General features: G+C 72.0%; 23 protein-coding genes and 1 pseudogene. 12 read left to right on the top strand and 12 right to left on the bottom strand.

Annotated elements, in window-relative coordinates:
• Positions 1-77 precede the first annotated feature (77 nt).
• Genes HPS36_RS12670 through HPS36_RS12660 form a run of 3 tightly spaced genes read left to right on the top strand, consistent with a single transcriptional unit; the run spans position 78 to position 3,750 of the window.
• On the top strand, positions 78-2,096 hold the full coding sequence (locus tag HPS36_RS12670) for a NosD domain-containing protein (protein WP_173230421.1): 2,019 nt from the start codon (positions 78-80) through the stop codon (positions 2,094-2,096).
• Complete coding sequence (locus HPS36_RS12665; RefSeq protein ID WP_173230420.1) at positions 2,093-2,890, top strand: ABC transporter ATP-binding protein; 798 nt, start codon at positions 2,093-2,095, stop codon at positions 2,888-2,890. The genes HPS36_RS12670 and HPS36_RS12665 overlap by 4 nt, the downstream gene beginning before the upstream one ends.
• Positions 2,887-3,750, top strand: a complete 864-nt coding sequence (locus tag HPS36_RS12660; RefSeq protein ID WP_173230419.1) for a copper ABC transporter permease — start codon at positions 2,887-2,889, stop codon at positions 3,748-3,750. Before HPS36_RS12665 ends, HPS36_RS12660 begins: the two co-directional genes overlap by 4 nt.
• Positions 3,751-3,764: 14 nt before the next feature.
• Here HPS36_RS12660 and HPS36_RS12655 read toward each other — a convergent pair whose 3' ends face one another.
• Positions 3,765-4,118, bottom strand: a complete 354-nt coding sequence (locus tag HPS36_RS12655) for a DUF7471 family protein (RefSeq protein WP_053772605.1) — start codon at positions 4,116-4,118, stop codon at positions 3,765-3,767.
• 111 nt (positions 4,119-4,229) lie between these two features.
• Between HPS36_RS12655 and HPS36_RS12650 the strand changes: the two genes are divergently transcribed.
• The 4 genes from HPS36_RS12650 to HPS36_RS12635 all read left to right on the top strand — a co-directional run bounded on the left by HPS36_RS12650 (position 4,230) and on the right by HPS36_RS12635 (position 7,212).
• Positions 4,230-4,742: a winged helix-turn-helix transcriptional regulator gene (locus tag HPS36_RS12650; protein ID WP_053772606.1), complete on the top strand. Its 513-nt coding sequence runs from the start codon at positions 4,230-4,232 to the stop codon at positions 4,740-4,742.
• A 99-nt stretch (positions 4,743-4,841) separates the two neighbouring features.
• The gene (locus HPS36_RS12645) at positions 4,842-5,699 is read left to right on the top strand and encodes a sulfite exporter TauE/SafE family protein (protein ID WP_053772607.1); all 858 of its coding nucleotides are present in this window, start codon (positions 4,842-4,844) and stop codon (positions 5,697-5,699) included.
• 105 nt (positions 5,700-5,804) lie between these two features.
• Entirely contained in the window at positions 5,805-6,494 is a 690-nt protein-coding gene (locus tag HPS36_RS12640; protein ID WP_173230418.1) for an SCO family protein, read from the top strand.
• Positions 6,495-6,585: 91 nt separating this feature from the next.
• Complete coding sequence (locus HPS36_RS12635) at positions 6,586-7,212, top strand: DJ-1/PfpI family protein (RefSeq protein ID WP_173230417.1); 627 nt, start codon at positions 6,586-6,588, stop codon at positions 7,210-7,212.
• An 18-nt stretch (positions 7,213-7,230) separates the two neighbouring features.
• On the opposite strand, the gene HPS36_RS12630 is transcribed toward HPS36_RS12635, so the two are convergent.
• Complete coding sequence (locus HPS36_RS12630) at positions 7,231-7,695, bottom strand: universal stress protein (RefSeq protein WP_121564224.1); 465 nt, start codon at positions 7,693-7,695, stop codon at positions 7,231-7,233.
• Between the two features lie 60 nt (positions 7,696-7,755).
• Positions 7,756-8,733 (bottom strand): aldo/keto reductase, encoded by a 978-nt coding sequence (locus tag HPS36_RS12625; RefSeq protein ID WP_173230416.1) that lies wholly within the window; start codon positions 8,731-8,733, stop codon positions 7,756-7,758.
• Positions 8,734-8,868: 135 nt separating this feature from the next.
• On the opposite strand from HPS36_RS12625, the gene HPS36_RS12620 reads away from it, so the two are divergent.
• On the top strand, positions 8,869-9,510 hold the full coding sequence (locus HPS36_RS12620) for a ribonuclease HI family protein (RefSeq protein ID WP_173230415.1): 642 nt from the start codon (positions 8,869-8,871) through the stop codon (positions 9,508-9,510).
• Positions 9,511-9,531: 21 nt separating this feature from the next.
• Here HPS36_RS12620 and HPS36_RS12615 read toward each other — a convergent pair whose 3' ends face one another.
• The 3 genes from HPS36_RS12615 to HPS36_RS12605 form a co-directional block, all read right to left on the bottom strand.
• On the bottom strand, positions 9,532-9,885 hold the full coding sequence (locus HPS36_RS12615) for a hypothetical protein (protein ID WP_173230414.1): 354 nt from the start codon (positions 9,883-9,885) through the stop codon (positions 9,532-9,534).
• Positions 9,886-9,943: 58 nt separating this feature from the next.
• The gene (gene trmB, locus HPS36_RS12610) at positions 9,944-10,996 is read right to left on the bottom strand and encodes an HTH-type sugar sensing transcriptional regulator TrmB (RefSeq protein WP_121564217.1); all 1,053 of its coding nucleotides are present in this window, start codon (positions 10,994-10,996) and stop codon (positions 9,944-9,946) included.
• A gap of 95 nt (positions 10,997-11,091) precedes the next feature.
• Complete coding sequence (locus HPS36_RS12605; RefSeq protein WP_173230413.1) at positions 11,092-11,841, bottom strand: proteasome assembly chaperone family protein; 750 nt, start codon at positions 11,839-11,841, stop codon at positions 11,092-11,094.
• A gap of 123 nt (positions 11,842-11,964) precedes the next feature.
• Here HPS36_RS12605 and HPS36_RS12600 point away from each other — a divergent pair, with 123 nt between their 5' ends.
• From HPS36_RS12600 to HPS36_RS12585, 4 genes and pseudogenes are all read left to right on the top strand, one after another.
• The gene (locus HPS36_RS12600) at positions 11,965-13,041 is read left to right on the top strand and encodes a mechanosensitive ion channel family protein (protein ID WP_173230412.1); all 1,077 of its coding nucleotides are present in this window, start codon (positions 11,965-11,967) and stop codon (positions 13,039-13,041) included.
• Positions 13,042-13,084: 43 nt separating this feature from the next.
• Positions 13,085-14,710 carry an MATE family efflux transporter gene (locus HPS36_RS12595; protein WP_173230411.1) on the top strand — a complete coding sequence of 542 codons (1,626 nt, stop codon included), beginning with the start codon at positions 13,085-13,087 and terminating at the stop codon, positions 14,708-14,710.
• Positions 14,711-14,854: 144 nt separating this feature from the next.
• Positions 14,855-15,171: pseudogene (locus HPS36_RS12590) on the top strand (toxin-antitoxin system TumE family protein).
• 27 nt (positions 15,172-15,198) lie between these two features.
• Positions 15,199-15,606: an HVO_A0114 family putative DNA-binding protein gene (locus HPS36_RS12585; RefSeq protein ID WP_173230410.1), complete on the top strand. Its 408-nt coding sequence runs from the start codon at positions 15,199-15,201 to the stop codon at positions 15,604-15,606.
• 135 nt (positions 15,607-15,741) lie between these two features.
• Here HPS36_RS12585 and HPS36_RS12580 read toward each other — a convergent pair whose 3' ends face one another.
• The 6 genes from HPS36_RS12580 to HPS36_RS12555 form a co-directional block, all read right to left on the bottom strand.
• Positions 15,742-15,969: a DUF7385 family protein gene (locus tag HPS36_RS12580; protein WP_173230409.1), complete on the bottom strand. Its 228-nt coding sequence runs from the start codon at positions 15,967-15,969 to the stop codon at positions 15,742-15,744.
• Between the two features lie 98 nt (positions 15,970-16,067).
• Entirely contained in the window at positions 16,068-17,270 is a 1,203-nt protein-coding gene (locus HPS36_RS12575) for a DUF418 domain-containing protein (protein ID WP_173230408.1), read from the bottom strand.
• A gap of 90 nt (positions 17,271-17,360) precedes the next feature.
• Positions 17,361-18,425 carry a Gfo/Idh/MocA family protein gene (locus HPS36_RS12570; protein ID WP_173230407.1) on the bottom strand — a complete coding sequence of 355 codons (1,065 nt, stop codon included), beginning with the start codon at positions 18,423-18,425 and terminating at the stop codon, positions 17,361-17,363.
• Positions 18,426-18,535: 110 nt separating this feature from the next.
• A complete protein-coding gene (locus tag HPS36_RS12565) occupies positions 18,536-19,027 on the bottom strand; it encodes a hypothetical protein (RefSeq protein ID WP_173230406.1) in 492 nt (163 codons plus the stop codon).
• A 72-nt stretch (positions 19,028-19,099) separates the two neighbouring features.
• Entirely contained in the window at positions 19,100-20,806 is a 1,707-nt protein-coding gene (locus HPS36_RS12560; protein ID WP_173230405.1) for a thiamine pyrophosphate-binding protein, read from the bottom strand.
• Between the two features lie 75 nt (positions 20,807-20,881).
• Positions 20,882-22,774 (bottom strand): DEAD/DEAH box helicase, encoded by a 1,893-nt coding sequence (locus HPS36_RS12555; RefSeq protein ID WP_173230404.1) that lies wholly within the window; start codon positions 22,772-22,774, stop codon positions 20,882-20,884.
• Positions 22,775-23,114: the final 340 nt, after the last annotated feature.

Here is a 23,114-nt window from a genome sequence, read left to right as displayed (position 1 = left end):
GCCCCTCTGGACGCGTTCAGCGGCGCGTTCGAGGAACGAACCAGACGCCCTAAGTCGCCGGCGATCGAAGTACTCGCGTGGCAGTTTTCGACCCCGCTACCGCCCAGTCGCGTCGCCTCCGTCTCGCGGCCGTCGCGCTCGTCGCCCTCGCGGCCGTGGGGACCGCGGGCGCGTTCGCCGCGGACCCGAGCGAGTCGGTCCCCGAGCCGGTGCGCTTCGAGGACGCGGTCGAGTTGGGGCTCTCCTCGGAGACGGACGCCCTGATGGCGGGCGATGCGACGCTCCCGCGCGTCCAGGTGTTCTACTCGCAGCTCCAGTACGTCGTCGGCTACAACGGGATCGCCTCGTTCGTCGACTCGCGCGGAGACGGGCGGACCGAGCGACAGTTCGGCTACCCGCTCGTCGCGTACGTGGAGACGTTCGATCACCGAGACCCGGGCACGACCGAGTCCGGACTCTTCGCGGCGGGCGGGGCAGGCGGGTGGACGCCGGTCGACGAGGCGTTCTACGTCGTCGGCAGCGACGCCGAGACGCCGTCGGGCGAAGTCGTCGTCCCGTTCCGCGGCCGCGAGGCGGCGGCGGCGTTCGCCGACGACCACGGCGGGTCGGTCGTCGGGTGGGAGGCGGTCCGGACCCGGTCGTACGACGTCGACTCCGCGGCGACCGTGCGGTCGCTCGCCGCGGACCGCTGGCGGACGGCGAACCAGCGGCTCGCGGCCGCGGAACGGCGCGCGGACCGACCGGTCTCCGTCGTCGTCGGCGAGGACGCCCCCACCGTCTCCGCAGCGGTCGCGGCGGCGCCGCCGAACACGACAGTCCGCGTCCCGCCCGGGACCTACGAGGAGACGGTGACCGTGAACCGGTCCGTGACGATCGCCGGCGCGAGCGCCGGGCGGGGCGACGCGGCCGCGACCCGGATCGTCGGCAACGGCACCGGCTCGGTGGTCACCGTCCGCGCGGCCGACGTGGCGCTCACGGGGCTGCGAATCGCGGGAACGGGGAACCGAACCCGGGACCCGGAAGCCGCCCGTCAGTCCCGGGACCCGGAGGGCGGTACGTGGGACACGAACATCCAGCTCGGCTACGGCCACGGCGACGCCGGAGTGAAGGCCGTCGGCGCGCCGGGCCTCGTCGTCGACGAGGTGGTCGTGGACACGAACGCGAGCGGGCTCCTGCTGCGATCGGGTTCTCACGCGACCGCGAGCGGGCTCGTCGTCCACGGGACCGACGAGTGGCAGGCGGGGTTCATGGGCATCACAGGGATGGAGTCGCGCGTCACCGTCACGGACAGCCGGTTCGAGGGCGGGCGAGACGGGATCTACCTCCACCGCGCCGACGGCTCCGTCGTTCGGAACTCGACGTTCGTCGACAACCGGTACGGGACGCACCTCATGTACACCGGGGACGCGCTGGTCGCGGACAACGTCTTCCGAAATGAGCTGTTCGCCGGGGTGACCGTGATGACGCGGCCGGCCGGGAACGCGATCGTCGGCAACGACGTCCGCGACTCCAGCGCGGGGATCCAGGCGTCTGGAACGCGGACGTACGTCGGCTACAACACGCTCGTCGACAACGAGCTCGGCTTCTCCACGAGCGCCCGCGGGTCGCTGTACGAGCACAACGTCGTCGTCGGCAACGAGCTCGGGGCGCGGGCGACGACGGTCGTCCCCTCCAGTCGGGTCGTCGCCAACGACTTCGTCGGCAACGCGGACCACGCGGCGGCCGGGGCCGGCGCGCTGCGCGTGTGGGCCGACGGCGGCCGGGGGAACTTCTGGGAGGGCGCGAACGTCGGACCGCGCGGTCCTGGCGAACGGGCGTACCGCCCGACGTCGCCGGTCGACGGGGCGCTCCACCGGACGGTGAGCGCGGTAACGGTGCGTGGGTCCCCCGCCGCGCGGCTGCTCGACGCGCTCCGCGGGACCGTGCCCGGGGCGCGCTCGGGGAGCATCATCGATCCGGCGCCCGCGGCCGAACCGTATCACCCCGACCGGCTCGCCGCCGTCGCGGAGTCGGACGGCGACCCGGTCGAGTCGTCGTGGCGCTCCGCCGCCGGAGCGGACGGGAACGCCACGGCGACCGCGGAGGGGGCCGGATGAGCGACCGCACGCTCGCGGCGCTCGACGGCGTCACGCGCACCTACGGCGGCGTCGCGGTGCTCGACGACGTCTCACTGTCGGTCGGGACGGGCGTCACCGCCGTCATCGGTCCCAACGGCTCCGGCAAGTCGACGCTGCTCGGGGTCCTGAGCGGCGCGGTCGAACCCACCGCGGGGACGGTCCGGTACCCCGAGGGCGGTCCGCGCTCGGGGTCGGAGAAGCGCGTCGGCTACCTCCCGCAGCGGGTACCGTTCCGAGACGGGTTCACCGCCCGAGAGACCCTCGGGTTCTACGCGGCGCTCGCTGGCGGCGACCCCGACGCGGCGCTGGCGGCGGTCGGGCTCTCGGACGCGGCCGGGAAGCGGGTCGCGGACCTCTCCGGCGGGATGCGGCGGTTGCTCGGGATCGCACAGGCGAGGCTCGGCGACCCGGACGTCGTCGTCCTCGACGAGCCGACGAGCGGGCTCGACCCGGAGATGCGAGAGCGGGCGTTCCGCGCGGCGGCGCGGGCGGGCGACGACGCCGCCGTCGTCGTCAGCTCGCACGACCTCGACCTCGTCGACGCCCACGCCGACGCGGTCGTCGTCCTCCGCCGCGGCCGGATCGCCGCGGCCGGGCGCCGCGAGCGCCTCCTCGACGAGCGGGGGGTCGACGACGTCGCGGCGCTGTACCGCGCGGTCGCGGCCGGCACCGACGGGGCGTCGTCGCCCGCGGGCGGCGGGGCGGAGGAGGGCGGAGAGAGCGGCGGAGCCGACGCCGAGTCGGTCCACGTCACGGGGGTGTCCGACCGGTGAACTCTCCGTTCGGCGGCGTGTGGGTCGTCTTCCGGCGCGAGCTGGTCACGGTGCGCCGGACGCCCGGGTACGCCGTTCTCGCTGCCGGGCTGCTTGTCGTCCTCGCCGGCCTCGTCGCGGTCGGGGGCGGCGGCGCGACCGGGTTCGTGCCCGCGGTCGTCGACCTGCTGTTGCCCGCCGAGGTGCTTGTGCCGCTGCTGGCGGTCGTGCTCGGGTACCGCTCGCTGTTCGCCGACGCCGCGAGCGGGGAGCTCAGCGTGATCCGGACGTATCCGGTGAGCGCGACCGGGTACGTCTTCGGGGTGCTGCTCGCCCGGACGGTCGCGCTCGTCGCGCTCGTGGGCGGCCCGTTCGCGCTCGTCGGCGCCTACGTGTGGCTCACCGCCGCGCCGGACACGGGCATCTTCGCGACGCACGCCGGTGTCGACTCGCCGGTGCTTTTCGTCCGCTTCATCGCGCTCGTCGTGCCGTTCGGCGCGGCGTACCTCGCGCTCTCGGCGGCGGTGTCGACGGTCGCGACGAGCCGGCGGAGCGCGGTCGCGCTCGCCCTCCTCGCGCTGCTCGGCGGCGTTCTCGCCGGCGACCTCGCGGTGCTTCGATCGCTGTCGGCCGGGGCGTCGCCGGGCGGGATCGCCGGGTCGGTCGCGCTCTCCCCGAACGGTGCGTTCCGGGGACTCGTCTTCGAGCACGTGATCGGCGTCGCCTTCGCGCCGGAGGGCGGGTTCGTCCAGACCGGGCGGGCGGTGGCCTCGCTCGTCGGGTGGACCGTCGGCGGGACCGTCGTCTCCGTCGCCGCCGTCGCGTTCGGGCCCCGCGTCGGCGTCGCGGTCGAACGCCTCCGCGGGAGCGTCGGCCGGTAGGCGCGTCGCTCGGCTCAGTCCGAGGCGGCGTCGTCGCCGACCGCGCCGGGCGCGTGGGCGTACACCGCATAGAGGACGGTCGCGGCGATGAGGAAGTCCAGGCTGTGCGCGAGGAGGTGGTGGACCGGCATCGGCACGGCTCCCAGAACGGTTCCGACGCCGACCACCGACCGAGCCAGGAGCGCGCCGACGGCGAGGGAGATCAGTCGGTACTGCGCCTGCCGGCGGCGTCGGTAGGCGGCGAGGCTGACGGCGAAGAGGAGACTCGTCCCGAGTCCGGCGGCGACCACGACCGCCAGGATCGGCAGCGACCCCTCCACGGACCATCCGGCGAGCGCCGACACCGACCCCGAGAGCGACTGCGTCACACCGGCCCTTGGGAGCCGACCGACAAGAAGACGTGCCCCGCCGCCGTTCCCAGAGCGAGAGACCGCACGGGCGCCTTTTATTCCGAGCGGGGGTAGGTCGATCCCCCGAAAATGGCGGACACCAGAGACAGGATCCGACGCCACGTCCGCGACGCCCCCGGCGTCCACTTCAACCGGATCGGCCGCGAGCTCGACATCGCGACCGGACAGGCGCAGTACCACCTCCGCCGGCTCGTCCGGGACGGCGAGCTCGCGGTCGAACGCATCGGCGGGCGCGCGCACTACTTCGATCCGGCGGTCGATCCGTGGGACCGGCGGACGCTCGCGTTTCTCAGGCGGGAGACGGCCCGCGAGATCGTCGTCAGGCTCCACGCCGACGGCCCAACCCGGCCGGCGGCGCTCGCCGGTGACCTCGACCTCGCGAAGAGCACGGTGTCGTGGCACGTCTCGACGCTCGCGGACCACGGGATCGTCGAGAAGTCCCCCGACCGGCCGATGACCGTCGCGCTGGCGCGTCCGGACCGGACGGCCGCGCTCCTCGACGAGGTGTCGCCGTCGCTGCCCGACCGGCTCGTCGACCGCTTTGTCCGCACGGTCGACTCGCTCCTCGACGCCGAGGGGTGACGGCGTGGGCGCCGGGCGAGGGGATCGGCGTGAACCGGGCTCGCGCCCGTTCGCCGATCACACCAGATCGGTTAGCGACCTTGCGGTCGTTGATCCGGTATGGACGTCCTCATCGATACCGGGGCGCTTCGACTCGTCGACGCCGTCGGAACGGCGACCTGTGAGCCGAGCGGCTCCCTGTACGCGACCGAGTCGCTCGGCCTCGGCGTCTTCCTGCTCGTCGGACTGCTCGGCGGCGCGCACTGTCTCGGCATGTGTGGCCCGCTCGTCACCACCTACGCCGATCGGATGCGGTCCGGGCAGGCCGGCGGCGGTCGCGGGCGAGACGACGACCTCACCCTCCGCCAGGTGCGCCAGCACGCGCTCTTCAACCTCGGACGCACGGCGAGCTACGCGACCCTCGGCGGGGCCTTCGGTCTCGCCGGCAGCCTCGCGTTCGTCACGGGGCGGACGGTCACCGGCGTCGCCGACGACGTCCACGCGCTCACCGGCATCTTCGTCGGCGGAGTGATCATCGCCGTCGGCGCGCGCTACGCGCTCCGCCTCCGGCTGGAGTCCGTCCCGATACCGGGGTTCGACCGGGCGGCGAGCGCGGTGAGCGACCGGATCGTCGCCCGCGTCGACGCGTGGGTCGGAGACTGGCGGATCGTCGGTCTGGGGGCGGCGCACGGCTTTCTCCCGTGCCCGCTCCTGTACCCGGCCTTCCTCTACGCGTTCGTTCAGGGGAGCGCGCTCGGGGGAACGGTCGCGCTCGGCGCCCTCGGCCTCGGCACCGTGCCGTCGCTGCTGCTTTTCGGTACGGTGTTCGGGTCGATGCGTCTCGAAACGCGGCTGCGGATCCACCGGGTGCTCGGCGTCGCCTTCGTAGCCCTCGGATACGTCCCGCTCCAGCACGGGCTCGCGACGCTCGGCGTGCCGCTGCCGCACCCGCCGATCCCGTACTACACCCCGTTTTGACTCGGGCGACCGACTCGCCGCGCGCTCGCTCCCGCGAGACCCGGGTCGCTCGCGTTCGTCGATCGCACCAGACGCGTTATGCGCCGCTCGCCCCTTCGCTCGGGTATGAAGCGACGAACGCTGCTCGCCGGCGTCGGAACGGCCGCCGCCGGCTCCGTCGCGGGCTGTACGTCGCGCCTGTTCGGTGGAAGCCCGGACGACGTCGTGCTCGATCCGCAGTCGGACCAGCTCGCGGACAGCGAGGACCTCGCGTATCCCGCGTACGGCCAGCCGCTCCCGTCGTTCGAGCTGCCGGCTCCCCTCGCGGACGAGACGTTCGACAGCGACGAGCTCGACCGGACCGCCCTCGTGACCGGCGTGTTCACGTTCTGTCCCGCGGAGTGTTCGATCCTCCTCCGCCAGTGGGCGACGGTACAGCGCCGCGTCGCGGCGGCGGGGCTGACCGACGACACGTACTTTATCCCGATCACGTTCGATCCGGAGCGCGACGACGCGGCGGCGCTCCGCGACAACGCCGAGTCGATCGGCGCCGACCTCGAGGCGGGCAACTGGCTCTACCTGCGGCCGGAGACGCCGGCTCGCGCGAAGGCGGTGGTCGAAGACCGACTGGGGATCGGCTTCGAGCGGACGACGGAGAGCGACCGCCTCCCGGGCTACGACTTCACCCACATCGTCGTGACCCTGCTCGTCAACCCCGACGGCGTGGTCGAACGGGCCTACCGCGGCGAGCGGATCGACCCGGAGCGCGTCGCGGGAGACATGGAGCGCGTCGTCGCCGCGTTCGACGACGAGTGACGCCCCGTCGAACGCTCAGACCGACGCGCGGCCGGGACCTCGCTCTCCCGGAGGGGGAACGCACAAACCGTCCGCCGCCCTCCGGAGCGGTATGAACGTCGACGTGCTGCTGTACGACGGGTTCGACGAACTCGACGGCATCGGGCCGTACGAGGTGTTCGACTACGCGCTCGGCTACGCCGCCGCGGACGGCGAGCGCGCCGGCCGCGTCAGGTACGTCACGCTCGCCGAGCGCGAGACGGTGACCGCGAGCCACGGGACCCGCGTGGGCGTGGACGGAGTCCTTCCCGACCCCGAGTCGGCCGACGCGCCCGACCTGCTCGTCGTCCCCGGGGGCGGCTGGAGCGCGCGCGACGAGGACGCGAGCGCCTGGGCGGAGGCGCAGAAGGGCGACGTGCCGCGCGCGCTCGCCGGCCACCACGCGGCCGGCACCCGGATCGCCTCGGTGTGTACGGGCTCGATGCTGCTCGCGGAGGCGGGCGTCACCGACGGCCGCCGGGCCGTGACGCACGCGTCGGCGGTCGAGGAGCTCCGCGAGTCGGGCGCCGAGGTCGTCGACGCCCGGGTCGTCGACGACGGCGACCTGCTCTCCGCGGGCGGCGTCACCTCCGGTATCGACCTGGCGCTGTACGTCGTCGAGCGCGAGTTCGGCGAGGATGTCGCCGACCGGGTGGCGACCGTCATCGAGTACGAGCGACGGTACGAGGTAGCCGAGTAGGTCGGACCGCGCGAGGGCTCAGTCGTCGTCCTCCGGCAGGGGCGGGCCCTCGTCGTCGACCTCGTTGGTCGTGATCCCGCCGTCGGCGTCGACGGTGATCACGGTACAGTCGAGCTCGCCTCGGAGGAAGGAGTCGATGTCGGGGTCGGAGAGCAGCTTCTGGACCATCCGCCGCCACCGGCCGGCCTGCTTCGACCCGATGACGACCACGTCGGCGCCCTCGGCCACGACCTCTTCGAGGATCGTCTCCTCGACGAGGAAGCCGCGGCGGACGACGTAGCGCGCGCGGTCGACCCGACCGATTCGCTCCTCGACGGCGCGCTTGAGGTCGCTGCGCGAGACGCCCCCGGAGCGCTGGTACAGGTCGACGTGGAGGATCGTGAGGTCCGCGTCGCGCTCCTCGGCGACGCGGGTCGCCTCTCGCAGCGTCGCCGCCGAGTGCGACGAGGGAGGGAACCGGACGGGGACCACGACGAGCGTCATGTCAGACCGGTCGCGCTCGGGACGTAAATACGCTGTCGATGTGGCGTCCGCGCGGGCGCGTCAGCTGTGGCCCTCGACCGGCACCGGCTCGTACGGCTCGGCCAGCCAGTCGAGGTCCGAGTCGGAGAGGTCGAGGTCGAGCGCCTCGACGGCGTCGACGACGTACTCCGGCTTCCGCGCGCCGACGATGGGGGCGTCGACCGCGTCCTGATGGAGGAGCCACGCCAGCGCGATCTGCGCCATCTTGACGCCCTTCTCGGCGGCGAGCTCCGCGACGCGCTCGTTTATTTCCCGGCCGCCGTTCGCCGCGTAGGTCGTCAGCCGCTCGTGGAGGTACCGGTCGGTCTCGCCCCGGACCGTCGCCTCCAGTTCGTCGTGCGGCCGCGTGAGGTACCCGCGGGCGAGCGGGCTCCACGGGATCAGCCCCACGTCCCGCTTCTCGCAGAGGGGGACCATCTCGCGCTCCTCCTCGCGGTACGCGAGGTTGTAGTGGTTCTGCATGGTGACGAACGGCTCGCGGCCGCCCCGCTCGGCCGCGTGGCACGCCTCGGCGAACTGGTGGGCCCACATCGACGAGGCGCCGACGTGGCGCACGTCCCCGCGGCGGACGGCGTCGTCGAGCGTCCGCAGCGTCTCCTCGATGGGCGTCTCGTCGTCCCAGCGGTGGATCTGGTAGAGGTCGATCGCGTCGGTCCCGAGCCGGTCGAGGCTGTTCGCCAGCTCCTGCTCGATCGCCTTCCGGGAGAGCCCGCCGGAGTTCGGGTCCTCGTCGTCCATCTGGAAGTACACCTTCGTCGCGATCACCTGTCGGTCGCGGTCGTACCCGTCGAGCGCCTCGCCGAGGACGCGCTCGCTCTCGCCCGCGTTGTAGGCGTTCGCGGTGTCGAAGAAGTTGATCCCGTGGTCGATCGCGGTGTCGACGACCTCCTGCGCCGCCTTGGCCGAGAGGTGCCAGTCCGCGTCGCCGCCGAAGGTGTTCGTCCCGATCCCGATCCGGCTCACCTTCGTCCCGGACCCGCCGAGCGTCGTGTACTCCATACGACGGCCACGCGCGGCGGGGAGGAAGTCGTTCCGCTCGCGGCCGCGCCGCCGGGGCGCCCGCGCCTTTTTGTCTCAGCGGTCGAACCCGTTGGTGATGGATCGACAGGGAGCGCGCCGGACGACGGAAGAGTGATGGACCGACTCCCAACGGAGGGGCTCTCGCCGCTCGCGAGTCGTGTCGACGAGGTCCTGGCGCGATACGGGTACGAGATCGGCCCCGCCATCGACGCGATCGACGCGGCCGTGTCCGGCTACGGCGGCCTGTTCGATCCGGGGACCGGCGACGGCGAGATCCGGACCGCCGTCGAGGCGGTCCTCGCCGCCGACCCGCCGGCCGACGAGCACGGCTCGTGGGGCTCCGACGACGGCGCCGTCGTCCTCTACGTCGACGGGAGCGCCCGCGGGAACCGGGGGCCGGCGGGGGCGGGTGCCGTGTTGCGGACCGACGATGAGCCGGCGGTCCGGCTGGGGCGACCGGTCGGCATGGCGGGAAACAACGTCGCGGAGTACGCCGCGCTCCACATGGGGCTGGAGGCGCTGGCCGCGCGCTGCGACCCGGCGGCCGTCGAGGTCCGCATCGACTCGCGGACCGTCATCGACGACGTCTGGGGGGCGGGCGACGGCGTCGCGTCGGCCGCGCCGTACAGGCCGGCGATCCGGGAGCGGATCGCGGCGCTGTCCGCCTGCGAGTGGACGCACCTGGCCGACAGCGACCCCAACCCGGCGGACGCGCGGGCCGCGGTCGGCGCTGACATCGCGGCGCTCGGCCCGTGAGCCGAGCCGGCGGTCGGCCCTTCACGACCCGTCTCGGTCGCCGTCGGGGGCGACGAGGTCGTCGTCGCCCCTCGGCGCTTCGAGCCGGACCGGGTGGTTCGCGTGCCGCGCGTGGGTCCGCGCCCAGCGCCGGGCGGGCCGCTCCGCCAGGAAGCGCTCGCCGTCCGGGCAGCGCTCGCACCGAGCGATCCACGGGGTCACGTCGTCCGGGTAGTGGCCGGTGTGGCGCTCGTGGTCGATCGCGAACTGCTCGACCGCGTGGCCGCCGGGGTCGAGGCCGTCGATCTCGCGGTCGAGGTCCCACTCGCGGCCGCACCGCTCGCAGGAGACGGTCGGTACCGCCCGGTCGTCGTCGGCGGACGCGTCGTCGGTCACGGGGGCGCTTCGGACCGCACGCACTTGAACGGCGACCGCGCGGCGCCCGGAGGCCGCCTCACAGCGCCGGCGGCTCGCCGCGGCCGATCACGATCTCCTGGCCCTCGACGTCCTCCAAGGCGGCGACGCGGCCGCCGATCTCGACGCGCCCCTCGTCGGTCTCGACGACGAGGGAGGCGACCTCCTCGGTGTCGACGAACGCGACGTCGACCACCTTCCCGCGCACCGTCACCTCCTCGCCGGTCTCGATGTCTCGCCCCTCGACGGTGGCGTAGAACTCCTCGCCGTCGAACTCCCGCACGTCCTTCACGGCGCGGCGGATCGAGGCGTAGCGGCGCGGGAAGGGCCGCTCCGCGCCGTCGGTGGCCAGCGTCTCGGCGGTCGTCCACAGGACGGTGCCGAAGAAGCCCGAGACGAGGAAGCCGAGCGCGGACCGGTTGAAGATGACGCCGTAGCGCTCGCGGTCGTCGCGCAGCGCGTCCTGCGTGGCGTACACGGAGTACTCGCCGTCGCCGACCGCCAGGACCGGCGTGGTGATGCCGCGACGGGCGCGCGCGATGGTCGCGACCTCGAGGTAATCGAACTCCGCCGGGTCGGGCGCGTTCGACGCGGGCGTGACGAGCAGTTCGACGCTGACCCCCGCGGCGACCTTCGCGGCGAGCTGGTCCCGGAACCGCCGGAGGAGGCCGGGCGTGAGCGACACCGCGAGCTCGTACTCCGCGTTCTCGATCACCTCCTCGATGTACCGGAGGATCGTCGAGCGCGACTTCACGAGCGACACCGCCTCGGTCTCCCTGGTCGGCGCGGTGTAGCGGGCCTCGAGCTCGTCGACCATCTCCGTGAACGACGAGCGGAGCTCGCCGAACGCGTCGTCGGGGTCGACGGCCACGATCTTCATCGGTCGGGACTCGCGGAGCTCGACGAGCCCGCGGTCCGAGAGGCTCCGGACCGTGTCGTACACCCGCGGCTGCGGGATGTCGGTCCGGTCGGCGATGTCGCTCGCCGTCAGCTCGCCGTGTTCCAACACCGCGAGGTACGCGTCGATCTCGTATTCGCCGAGGTTGAACCGGTCCCCGACGCGGTCGAGGGTGTCCCGGAGGTCGTCCGTCATGGGCAGACGATCGGGGGCGGGGATTATAGCTTTTTACTATGAGCCGAGTTGTACGCGTTTTCAGAGTTCGCTCCCTCGCCCCGCCGCCCGACCCCTCACATGTACATCCGGTCGTAGCTCCCCTCCGGCTCGCGCTCTTCGATCCGCTCGGCGAGGTCCTCGTACCGCCGTTGAATCTCCTGCGCGAACGCCTCCAGCGGGCCCGCGTCGACCCCGAGGTCGTACACTGCGTTCGCCGTGTCGACGAGCCGCACCGCGGCCTCCGCGTCGGGCGCCTGCGCGTGGACCGGCGTGACGAACACCCCGACGCCGAGCGGCGAGTCGAGGCCGCGTTCCAGCAGCCCCGCGTTCGCGCCGTCGAGGAAGCCGGACTCCATCGCGGGGACGTCCGGCCCGCCCTCCAAGCGGGCGGCGCGGTAGTCCTCGGTGGCGACGTGGAACGTGCGGTGCGCGTCGGGGCCGTGCGCCACCGGGACGCCCGACAGCACGGCTATCTCTTCGACGCCGTTCGCCTCCGTCCAGTCGAGGAGGGCGTCGGCGAGCAGTTCGCCGAGGAACGGCGGCACGAACTGCTCGGCGACCAGCACGGTGATGTCGAGGTCGGGGGCGGCGTAGAGCCGGATCGGGTGTCGCGGCGTCCCCTTCGTGAACGGCGTGACCGACGGGACGCCGTCGATGCGGACGTGACCGGTCGCCGTCAGTCCGAGGTCGTCGACCAGGTAGTCGACGGCGGTCAGCCCGGCGAGGCCGAACGAGGAGAACCCGGCTATCAGCGCGCCCCCCGGTTCGGCGTCGTGTTCGACGCTGAACCGCGGGTTCGTCGGATCCGCGGACGGTCGAGGCATACGCTCCGTTCGCGCAGCCGCGACATAGTGGTTGTCCCCGGCGCGGGTGCGTCCGAGGCGCCGCGCCCGCGGTCGCCGTCCGCGGGGAGAAACGCTTTTTCCGATGGCCGTCCGCGGGTCTCCATGGTCTTCCCGGAGGCGACGGCGATCCCCGGCGTCGCGTCGCGGCTCGCCGGCCTCGGGTCTCGGCTCGCCGACCTGCCGGGAGCGGGGCTCCTCACCGTGGTCGCCTCCGTCGCGGTGGGCGTCGTCCTCGCCAACTTCCTCGTCCGGCTGATCGGTCGCCCCGTGGCCCAACGGGTGTCGCGGCAGAGCGTCGCGCAGACGATCGTCCGCGGGGTCCGGGCGGGGACGATCGCGGCCGCCCTGCTCGTCGGCCTCAGCGCGGCCGGCTTCCAGTTCGAGGAGCTGCTCCTCGGGACGGCGGTGTTCTCCGCTGTCATCGGTATCGTCCTCGCGCCGCTGGTGGGGAACTTCATCAACGGCGTGTTCGTCCTCGCGGACCAGCCGTTCGAGATCGGCGACATGATCGAGTTGGAGGACGGGACCGCGGGGTTCGTCGAGGACATCACGATCCGCTACACGAAGATCTTCACCGTCGACAACACCTTCCTCGTCGTGCCGAACGGCACGATGCGCGAGCGCGACGTGACGAACCTCTCGGCCGAAGACGAGCGGACCCGCCGCTCTATCGACGTGCTCGTCACCTACGAGAGCGACATCCCGGAGGCCCGCCGCCGGATCGAGCGCGCGGCGCGCGACTGCGACGCCGTCATCGACGGCGGGCCCGACATCCGCATCGGCGTGGCGCGGTACATGGCCGGCCCCGACTGCCGCCTCCACGAGTTCGGCGACAACGGGATCCTGCTCCGGCTGCGGTACTGGGTGAAGAAGCCGTACAAGCTCGCGAAGGTCCAGTCAGACGTGAACACCGAGATCCGCGAGCGGCTGGCAGACGCCGACGCCGACGTGGAGATGGCGTACCCGCACCGGCACCTCGTCTTCGACGACACGTCGGGCGTCGCCCGCGTCGACGCCGGGAGCGAGGCGCCGCGGGCCGCCGACCCCGACGCGCCGGCGGCAGACGCGTCGGAGATCGGCGACGGCGCGGGCTCGGACGCCGCCGGCGACGGCGCCGCCCGAGGCGGCGTCGACTCCGAGCCCGACCGCGGCGACGTGAGTGGCGGCGGAGCCGGGTAACCGAATCGGAAGCCTGATAGAGCGCCCCCGGCGTGTTACGGCAGTGAGCGACGAGCCCGCTGCCGACCCCGACGGCTCCTCCGCCGACGGTTCCCCCGACGGCCCCTCCGGCGACCGGCCGGACGACGGCGTCGACGGGCCGTCGGGCGGTCCCGACGACGACGGCCCCCTCGACGACGAGTCGATCACCGAGGGGAGCCTCCTCCGGCCGCTGTTCCGGCTGGCGTGGCCGATCGTCGTCATCCAGCTGCTACAGGTCACGTACAACATCGTCGACACCCTCTACCTCGGCCGCCTCTCCGCGGAGGCCGTCGGCGCGATCAGCCTCGCGTTCCCGCTCATCTTCCTGCTGATCGCGGTCGCCGGCGGCTTCACGACCGCGGGGGCGATCCTCGTCGCGCAGTACACGGGCGCCGACGGCGACGGGTCCGCCGGCCTCGTGGCCGGACAGACCATCTTCACCGTCTCGGTGCTGTCCGTGCTCATCGGCATCGGCGGGTACTTCTACACCCGGCCGGCCCTGGAGATCCTCCCGAGCGACGCCGACACCGCGGCGACGGTGATCCCGCTCGCGGCCGACTACATGGAGGTGATCTTCGCCGGGATCCCCCTGATGTTCGGCTTCTTCGTCTTCTCGGCGCTGATGCGCGGCTACGGCGACACGCGGACGCCGATGGCGGTCATGTTCATTTCCGTCCTCCTGAACGTCCTGCTGGACCCGTTCTTCATCTTCGGGTTCGACGGGAATCCGCTGTTCCAGTGGCTGGCCGCGGTGCCCGGCGTCGCCGCGCTCGACCCGGTCGCGCTGGAGGCGACCCTGCTCTCGGCGACCGGAATCACCGGAATCGGGATCCAGGGCGCCGCGCTGGCGACGATCCTCTCGCGGGGCGTCGCGACCGCCATCGGGATCTGGATCCTCTTCGGGACGGGCTACGGCCCGGACGTGACGCTCGGCCACCTCGCGCCCGACCTCGACTTCATCCGCGACATCTTCCGGCTCGGCCTCCCGTCCAGCGTCGAGCAGACGACGAGCGCGCTCGCGATGATCACGCTCACCGCGATGATCGTCACGTTCTCGCCGCCGGTGGTCGCCGCCTACGGCCTCGGCAACCGCCTCATCTCGCTCGTCTTCCTGCCCGCGATGGGGCTCGGGCGCGCCATCGACACGATGGTCGGGCAGAACCTCGGCGCGGACCGCGCCGACCGCGCCGCCAAGGCGGTGAAGTTCGCCGCCACGACGGGCGCGGGCGTGATGTTCCTCGTCGCCGTCGTCGCCGTGGCGTTCACCGAACCGATCGTCGGGGCGTTCCTCGGCGACGTGCCGGACGCGCCGGCGACCATCGGCCACGCGGTCGACTACGTCCGGATCCGCTCGGTCGAGTTCGCCTTCATCGGCGTCTCGCAGGTAATCTTAGGCGCGTTCCGCGGCGCGGGCAACACGAAGACCGCGATGGTCATCTCCATCGTCACCCTCTGGGTCGGCCGGGTCGCGAGCGTGGCGTACCTCGTGTTCGTGGCCGACTGGGGCGAGACCGGCGTGTGGGTCGGGATGGCGCTCGGAAACGTCCTCGGCGCGGCGGTCGGCGTCGCGTGGTTCTCTCGGGGGACGTGGACCGAACGCTACATCGACGACCCGGACCCCGGCGTCGACCCCGTCGGCGACGACTGACTGCGCCGGATCCGTTGTTTGAAGATCGGTAACTAACGGACAAGAAAAATTCACTGAGGATCTCACTGACGGGCGACGTTCCCGTTTGGTGTTGGACTTCTGCCCAACGCTTATGCCGTTGGGTGATGTCCCAACACGTAAGGGATGCCCTCAGAGGCGTTCTTCCAGTACACACACGTCGAAGCCGGCCTCGTCGAGAACGTCGTCCTTCGGCCGACCGACGACACCGAGACGTACCCCTCGGGCTGGAAGTACACCCTCCATCTGGGCACCCTCGACGATCTCACGCTCGTCCGGTACGACAACTCCCACGAGGATACCAAGGGACACGAACACACACCGCAGCGGGCGATCTCGACGGCGTCGGGTTCCCTGGAATGGAGGAGCTGCTCGTCGAGTTCTGGGCGAGTGCGGACGAGTACTGGAACGTTGTCGGCGGCGACCCACCCCGACCGCACTGATCGAACACTACCTGACCCACCCCAACCATGACCACACTCCACATCACCGTCGGCGACCGAGAACAGCTCCGTGAGGACGCACTCCAGTTCGTCCACGATGTCGAGGACGACGACCAAGGCGGAAAAGCGACGCTCCAGTTCGGAACCTACGACGACTTCGTCGACAGTCTCACGCCGCTCCGCCTGAATCTCATCCGAGCGATCGCCGAGGAAGCTCCCGAGAGCATGCGCGAAGCGGCGCGGCTCGTCGAGAGGGACGTGTCTGACGTCCACTCTGACCTGAAGCAGCTGGAAGTACTGGGTATCCTTACGCTCGAAGGGGGCGGACCCGGCGGCGCGATACAACCGGTCGTCCCGTTCGATCGCATCGAAGTCCACATCGACTACCCGCTCATCGATGACGGCGATGCCGACGGCGCCCCCGCGAGCGCGTAGTCGGTTCGTCTCAAGCCGGGAAGGTCCTCAGCGATCAATTCGCACTCTTCAGCGACCAGCCGTGTCAGGCGAGTAAGCGTCTGCGGAAGGGATTTCAACGCGGTTGACGCTCCGCAGAACTGATCCCCTGTGCGCTCAGTGTCTGAACAGGTACACCGCGTCGTCATCGCGGAGCAGACAGAACCGCGCGCCGTCGTTCTCGGGGAACGTCGTTCCCGCCTGCCGCGTGACGAAGAGCCGCGAGAAGACGTCGTCGCACACGGGACACGCCATCGCTTCCTTGTTCTCCCAGAGGCTCGTCCGGCCGGAGTCGCGGAGCTGTTTCAGTTCGTGGCGGTGGTCGTGAACGTCGAAGCCGGTCATGGAGGGAGGTTCGGCGGGCGGGTGTTGAACGTGTCCTCGCGAGTCTCAGTTCGGAGAACGCGCGCTTGGCTGGGGGCGCCGAGTGGGCGCAGCGCGGGTCAGCCTTTGAGACGCATCGGCTGCGCCTCCCCGTAGGTGAGAGTCCGCCACACCCACTCAACCGGGCCGAACCGGAAGTACCGCAGCCAGAGCACCGAGAGCGGCACCTGAACCGCCCAGATGGCGACGACGATCCCCATCGCCTCGACGCGGCTGACGGAGCCGAACAGCCCGAGGCCGTGGCCGTAGAATATCGTCGTCGCGATCACCGTCTGGAGCAGGTAGTTCGTGAACGCGGTCCGGCCGACCGCGGCGAGCGCGCGGGTCACGAGCCCCTCGCCGCGCCGCCGGACGAACAGCGTGACGAGGCCGACGTAGCCGCCGGCGACGAGGAGGCTCCCGACGTAGTTGAACTGCCGCCAGTACAGCGCGGCGCCCGCGCTCCAGTCGTTCGCCTCGATGTAGGCGACGCCCGCGACGACGATCGCGACGCCGACGACGCCGCCCGCGACGAGCCGCCGGTAGAACGCGGTCGAGCGCTCGCCGGTCAGCACGCCCCGCTTGTACAGCGCCATCCCGAGCAGCATGACGCCGCCGACCCGCCAGAAGCTCGACCCGATGAACCCGCTCGTCTGTCGCTGGAGCGAGGAGTCGACGCGGTGGCTCATCTGGTCGAGCCAGCCGCCGCGGTAGGCGGCCACCTGCTGCCGTATCGCGGCCTCCGAGGGCATCCACTGGCCGGCGATCGCCTCCCCGCCGATCGACACCGCCGCGAACAGCTCGATCGCGGGGACGAAGAGGAGGAAGATCCCCGCGAGCCCGGCGAGTTGCCGCGCGTCGAGGTCGCGGACGAACAGCAGGAAGATCCCGGTCAGCCCGTACGTGACGAGGATGTCGCCGTACCACAGCAGGTACGCGTGGAGGAGTCCGATCGCGATCAGCACCGCGGTCCGGCGGAGGTGGAGGCGGACGGCGTCTTGGCCCTTCTCCTCTTTGCTCTCGATGAACAGGAGGACGCCGGCGCCGAACAGCGCCGAGAAGACCGTGATGAACTTCGACTGCGCGAACACGTGGCCGACGAACCACGTCCAGTAGTCGATCCCGGTGAAGTCGCCGTACACGTTGGGGTTGAGCAGGGTCTGCTCCGGCATCGAGAACACCCGGATGTTGATGACGAGGATGCCGAGCAGCGCGAACCCCCGGAGGGCGTCGAGGCTGGTGATGCGTTCGGAGGGCGGCGTCGGGCCGGGATCGCTGGTCACGAGTTGTCACCGGGAACGACCCCCAGCACCGAATAGGTTCCCATCGCGGAGGCCGTCGCCAGCCGGCCGACCGGTTCGATCGGGGCGCGGTCAGTCCAGTCGGACCGCCGCGCCGGTCTCGGAGGACCGGTAGATGGCGTCGATGACGCGCTGGACGCGGAGCCCCTCCTCGACGGTGTTGATCGCGGGCGCCTCGCCCGCCGCGACGGCTTCGAGGAACGTCGCCTGCTCCGCGGCGTGAGCGTCCCCCTCGCGCGTCTCCACGCTCGCGTCCGTGAGGTGGTGGCCGCCGCCCACGCCCGCCTCGTGGACGGTGAGGTCGTCGCTGCCGCGGTCGAACGTCGCGCCCGCCTCGGTGCCCCGGACGACGAACTCGTCGGTCGCCGGGCGGTTCGTCGCCCACGCGACCTCCAGCGACACCGTGGAGCCATCGGCGGCGCGGATGAACGCCGACGCCGAGTCGTCGACGTCGAAGCCCTCCGGTCCGGCGTCGTCGCCCCACATGTGGACGTACGCGTAGTCGTCGCGGCCGCCGAACTCCGAACGCGTCTCGCCCGACACCTCGACGACCTCGGGGTGATCGAGGAAGTAGAGCGCGAGGTCGACCGCGTGGACGCCGATGTCGATGAGCGCGCCGCCCCCGGCCACGTCGGAGAAGGTGAACCACGACCCGCGCCCGGGGACGCCGCGCCGGCGCACGTAGTTCGCCTCGACGTGCGTGGTCTCCCCGAACCGCCCCTCGTCCTGGTAGTGTTTGATCACCCGGACCGGCTCCGCGAACCGGTTGTTGAACCCGATCGTACAGAACCCCTCGGCGTCGCGGGCGGCGTCGGCGATGCGCTCGGCGCTCGCTACCGTGTGCGCCAGCGGCTTCTCCAAGAGCACGTCGAGGCCGGCTTCCAGGGCCGAGGTCGCGTACTCCTCGTGGAAGCGGTTCGGCGTGGTGACCAGCACGGCGTCGCACTCGTCGTAGAGGGTCGCCTCGTCCTCGTACGCGGGGAGGCCGAACTCCTCGTGGAACCGCGCGCGGGTGTCGGCGTCGATGTCCATGCCGCCGACCAGGTTCGCGCCGCGCTCGACCAGCTTCGTCGCGTGGTGGGACCCGATGCCGCCGAGGCCGACGATGCCGACGGCGACGTCGTTCGGATGCGTCATGGGCGGGATTCACAACGAGTGTTGTTAAGGCTCACGTCCGGGCGAATTCGGGGAAAATCGGCGACGCGATCGAGCGCGTCTGGATCACAGGGGGACCGTGAGAGCCGCGGTCACGCCGCCGGGACCGCGACGAGGGCGGTCACCGCGGCGTCGACCACCGCCGTCCCGGCGTCGACCGCCGCGGGCGACATCGAGTCGACGACGTCGAAGAGGCCGCCGATCGAGTCGGCGTTCTCGGCGAGGGCGTCCCGCGCGTCGAGCAGGGCCCGGAACTGCTCCGGTTCGCGGGCGATCACGAACCGGCCGACGGTCGCGCCGGTCCCGAGGAAGGCGAGGAGCGCGAGCGCCCGCGAGATCGCGAGCAGCTTCAACAGGACCGGGAGCGCCAGCGCGAGCGCGAGCGCGGCGACGACCCCCGTGACGACCGCGCCCACCGATCCGCCGTCGGCGAGGTCTATGACGCCCGCTCCGGAGAGGAGGACGAACCCGCCGACGAGGAGGGCCAGCGACCCCCACACGAGCAGCGCCAGCAGGCGGACGGGACCGTCGTATCCGCCGCCGGCGTCGTCCGGCACGTCGTCGTGGACCCACGGGTTGCGCATACGCGCAGTCGGGAGCAGACCCTGATATAGTTCGCTTCAGATCTCGGAAACGCCGAGCGTGAAACGGAGCGGCTACTCGCCCGGGCGGGGCCCGGTCATCCACTCGCTTGCCTGCGGTTCGCCCGGATCGGTGACGACCTCCACGAGCGCCGGCCCCTCCCGACTCCGGGCGCGCTCGACGGCGTCGCCGACCGCGTCGCGCTCGCGGACGCGCTCGGCGGGCAGTCCCATCCCGGACGCGACCGCGACGAGGTCGAGGCCGGTCTCCGCCCAGCCGTAGCTCCCCTCGGGGAACTCGTAGGAGCGCTCCGCCTCCTCGCTGATGATCGCGTAGTCGTCGTTGTTGAGCGCGACGACGGTCACGTCGATCCCCTCGCTCGCCAGGGTGTGGAGCTCGTGGACGCACATCATGAGCCCCCCGTCGCCGGTGAGCGCGACGACATCGCGCTCCGGGTTCGCCAGCTTGGCCCCGATCGCCGAGGGGAGTCCGGTCCCCATCGTCGCCCACGAGCCGGGATTGACGTACGACCGCGGCCCCGCGGCGGGGAAGGAGACGAGCGTCCACAGCCGGAACCCGCCCGCGTCGGCGGTGACGACCGCGTCCTCGGGCATCGCGTCGCGCACCGCGGAGAGCACCTCGACGGACCGGAGCGGATCGTCGGAACCGCTGTCCTCGGAGAGCGCTTCGAACCGATCGCGGTCGGCCGCGCGGACGGCCTCGGCGCGCGCGGCGCCGGAGCGCTCGCGGGCCGGCGGTGACTCCTCGTCGAGCGCGCCGTCGAGGTCGCGCAGGAAGCGGTCGGCGTCGGCGACGACGCCGAGGTCGGCGTCGTAGCCGAACCCCACGTCGTCGCCGTCGAGCGTGACGTGGATCAGCGTCTCCGGCATGGAAACGGACCACGAGGCGGTCGCGACCGCGTCGAGGTCGGAGCCGACGACGAGGCCCACGTCCGCGCCGGCGAGCAGGTCGCGGAGGTCCGCGCTCGCGCCGCCGCAGAGGACGCCGGCCGAAAGGGGGTGCGTCTCGGGCAGCGTCCCCTTCCCCTTGTACGTCGTCACGACGGGAGCGTCCAGACTCTCGGCGACCGAGCGGAGCGCCTCGCTCGCGCCCGAGCGCCTGACCCCGCCGCCGGCGAGGACGACCGGCGACGCCGCGTCGGCCAAGCGGTCCGCGGCGTCTCGCACCGCGTCCGGGGGAGCGGTCGGCGGCCGCGAGGGGTCGCGGTCGCCGACGGCCGGTTGGGGGGTTCGGCCCGCGAGCACGTCTTTCGGGATCCCGACGCGAACCGGTCCCTGCGGGTGTTCGCGCGCGGTGCGGATCGCCTCGACGACCGCCGGGACCGCGCCGGCGGGCGAGTCGACGAGGACGTTCTCCTTGACGACGGTGTCGTACGTCTCGGGCGGCGTCTCGTGGATGCCGTCGCCGCCGCGGACCGACCGCTCGGTCTCCACGGCGAGGTGGAGCAGCGGGACGCAGTCGTTCAGGGCGTTCTTCAGCCCGTTCATCGCGTTCGTGTCGCCGGGCCCGGGGACGACGCAGGTGGCCGCCATCGCGCCCGGCTCGCTCGTCTCGGCGTACCCCCACGCCTCGTGCGGAACGGCCGTCTCGTGGCGAGCGACGACGAACCGCGCGTCGCGGTCGGCGAGCGCCCGGTTAAGCGGGAGGGTCTGCTTGCCGGGGATACCGAAGACGGTGTCGACGCCGCGGTCGAGCATGGCGTCGACGACCGCCTCGGCGACGGTCGGGTGCGTCTCGTCGGCGGGATCGTCCGCGTCCATACCGCGAACTCGACCGAGCGGGTGTTGAAGCCTTCGACGCGACGGGGAGCGCGCGACCGGAGGCGGTGCGTCCGCTCACTCGGCGACGTTCGTCTCGCGGACGCGGACGCCCTTCCGGCCGAGGTGCCGCATCTGCCGCTGGGCGAACTCCTCCTCGCTCGATCCCCGCGTCGCGAGGACGTAGACGAGCGCGGAGCCGGAGGGGCGCATCGTCCGACCGGCGCGCTGTGAGCCCTGTCGCCGGGACCCCCCGAGCCCGCTCGCGACGACCGCGAGTTCGGCGTTCGGGAGGTCGATCCCCTCGTCGCCGACGCGGGAGACGACGAGCGCGGCGAGGTCGCCGTCGTCGCCTCCCGATCCGTCATCCTCCCGCTCGGCCCGGAACCGGCGGAACAGCTCCGCGCGCTCGTGGTGCGGCGTCTCGCCGCTGACGAAGGGGACGCCGAGCGCGTCGGCGATCGCCTCGCCCTGGTCGAGGTACTCGACGAAGACGAGCGCCTTCTTGTCGCGGTGGGCGGCGAGCAGGTAGCGGATCTCCTCAATCTTCGCGGGGTTCTCGGCGGCGAGGCGTCTGCGCTCCCGGCCGTCCGCGGCCGCGTACTCGTTGCGGGCCATCTCGTCGCGCCACGGGACGTAACGGATCTCGACCTCGGGCTCCTGGACGAAGCCCGCCTCGAACAGCGCGTCCCAGTCGGCGCCGATCGGCTGCCCGATCAGGGTGTATATCTCCTCCTCGCTGCCGGTCTCGCTGACGGGGGTCGCCGAGAGCCCGAGCCGGTGTTTCGCCTGTAGCTCGGCCGAGCGGGAGAAGACGGGGGCGGTGATGTGGTGCGCCTCGTCGAAGCAGATCAGCCCCCACTCGCGGGAGTCGAAGAGGCTGCGGTGACGGTCCATCCCGGCGATCTGGTAGGTCGCGATCGTCACGGGGCGGACGTCCTTCGTCCCGCCGTGGTAGAGTCCGATGTCGGCGGGATCGACGGTGGAGTGGTCGAGCAGCTCCTCGCGCCACTGCTCGGCGAGCTCTCGCGAGGGGACCAAAATGAGGGTCTCGCCCCCGACCGCGGCGATCGTCGCGATCGCGGCGACGGTCTTCCCGGAGCCCGGCGGCCCGACGTACACCCCGGACTTGCGGTCGAGGAACGTCTCCACCCACGTTTCCTGGTAATCGCGGAGGTCGGTCGTGAGTTCGATCTCGACGGGGTCGCCCGTCTCTAGGTCGCGGTCGTCCTCGACGGGGTAGCCGGCGTCGTAGAGCGCGCGCTTGACCGCCGCGACCGCCGCCTCGTTGACCCACGCCTCCGTGTCCGAGATGGGCGCGCGGAGGTGGTCGTCGTCGAGGTGCTGGTCGGCGACGTTCCCCATCAGGTTCTCGGAGGCGGCTTCGAGGACGACGTACTCGTCCTCGTGGGTGTACAGCCGGAAGCGGTGCGCGCGCCGCCACTGGTCGCGCACCCAGTCTTCGAGGTGGTCGTACCGGCGGGGCAGCACCGAGCGGAGCGCCCCCACGAGCCCGTCGGCGTCGTCGAACGGCGCGGCCCACACGTCCTCCTGCCGGACCCGATAGAGGTACCCGCGTGTTCCCGGTTCGGTGCCGGTGGTGTCGACGAGGTTCGCGAACTGCGAGAGCCGCGCGCGGGTGTACTGCGTTGGGCGGTCGACGACGATCTCGCGGCGCTTCGGGAAGACTACGACGCGCTCGCGGCTCGCCAGCGCGCCCCAGTCGCGCGGGTAGAAGACCACGGGGTCGGCCTCGACGTCCAGCCGGTCCACGTCGCCGCGGTCGACGAGCGCGGCCAGCGCGTCGCGGGCGGCGGCCTGGGTCGTGCCGAGCCGGCGGGCGACCTCGCTCGCGGTCGCGACCGGGCGCTCCTCGGCTTCGAGCGCCTCGTGGAAGCGGTCTATCGAGAGGTCGTCAGCGTCGTTCTCGCTAGAATCGTCGCCGGCGTCGTCGCCGGTGTCGTCGGTCATCACCGCCGCTTCGGCCGCGACGCGGAAATGGATAGCGTCAGCCGACGGGACGAGTCGGTTACTTCATGGAAACTGGAATGGGTTGCCGGCGGGCGATCGACCGGAACCACCTCCAAGGCCCCGGTCGTGAGGCCCGCCCCACACCGCAACCGCACCTCACGCCTCCCCAACCTCGTCGCTCGCTGCTCGCGGTTTCACCGCTCGCAATCGAGGTGCTCGCTCCGCTCGCACCTCGCACCGCTCGCGACTCCCTCGCACGCGCTCCTCGCGCCCTGCGGTCGCTCGGAGGCGCGCGCCACCGCACGGCTCGGTCGCCCGTGAATCGCGTGAAAGATCGGGT

Source organism: Halorubrum salinarum (genome assembly GCF_013267195.1).
Taxonomy (GTDB): Archaea; Halobacteriota; Halobacteria; order Halobacteriales; family Haloferacaceae; genus Halorubrum; species Halorubrum salinarum.
The sequence above is the reverse complement of the archived record's forward strand: the minus strand, read 5'-3'. Positions and strand labels throughout refer to the sequence as shown.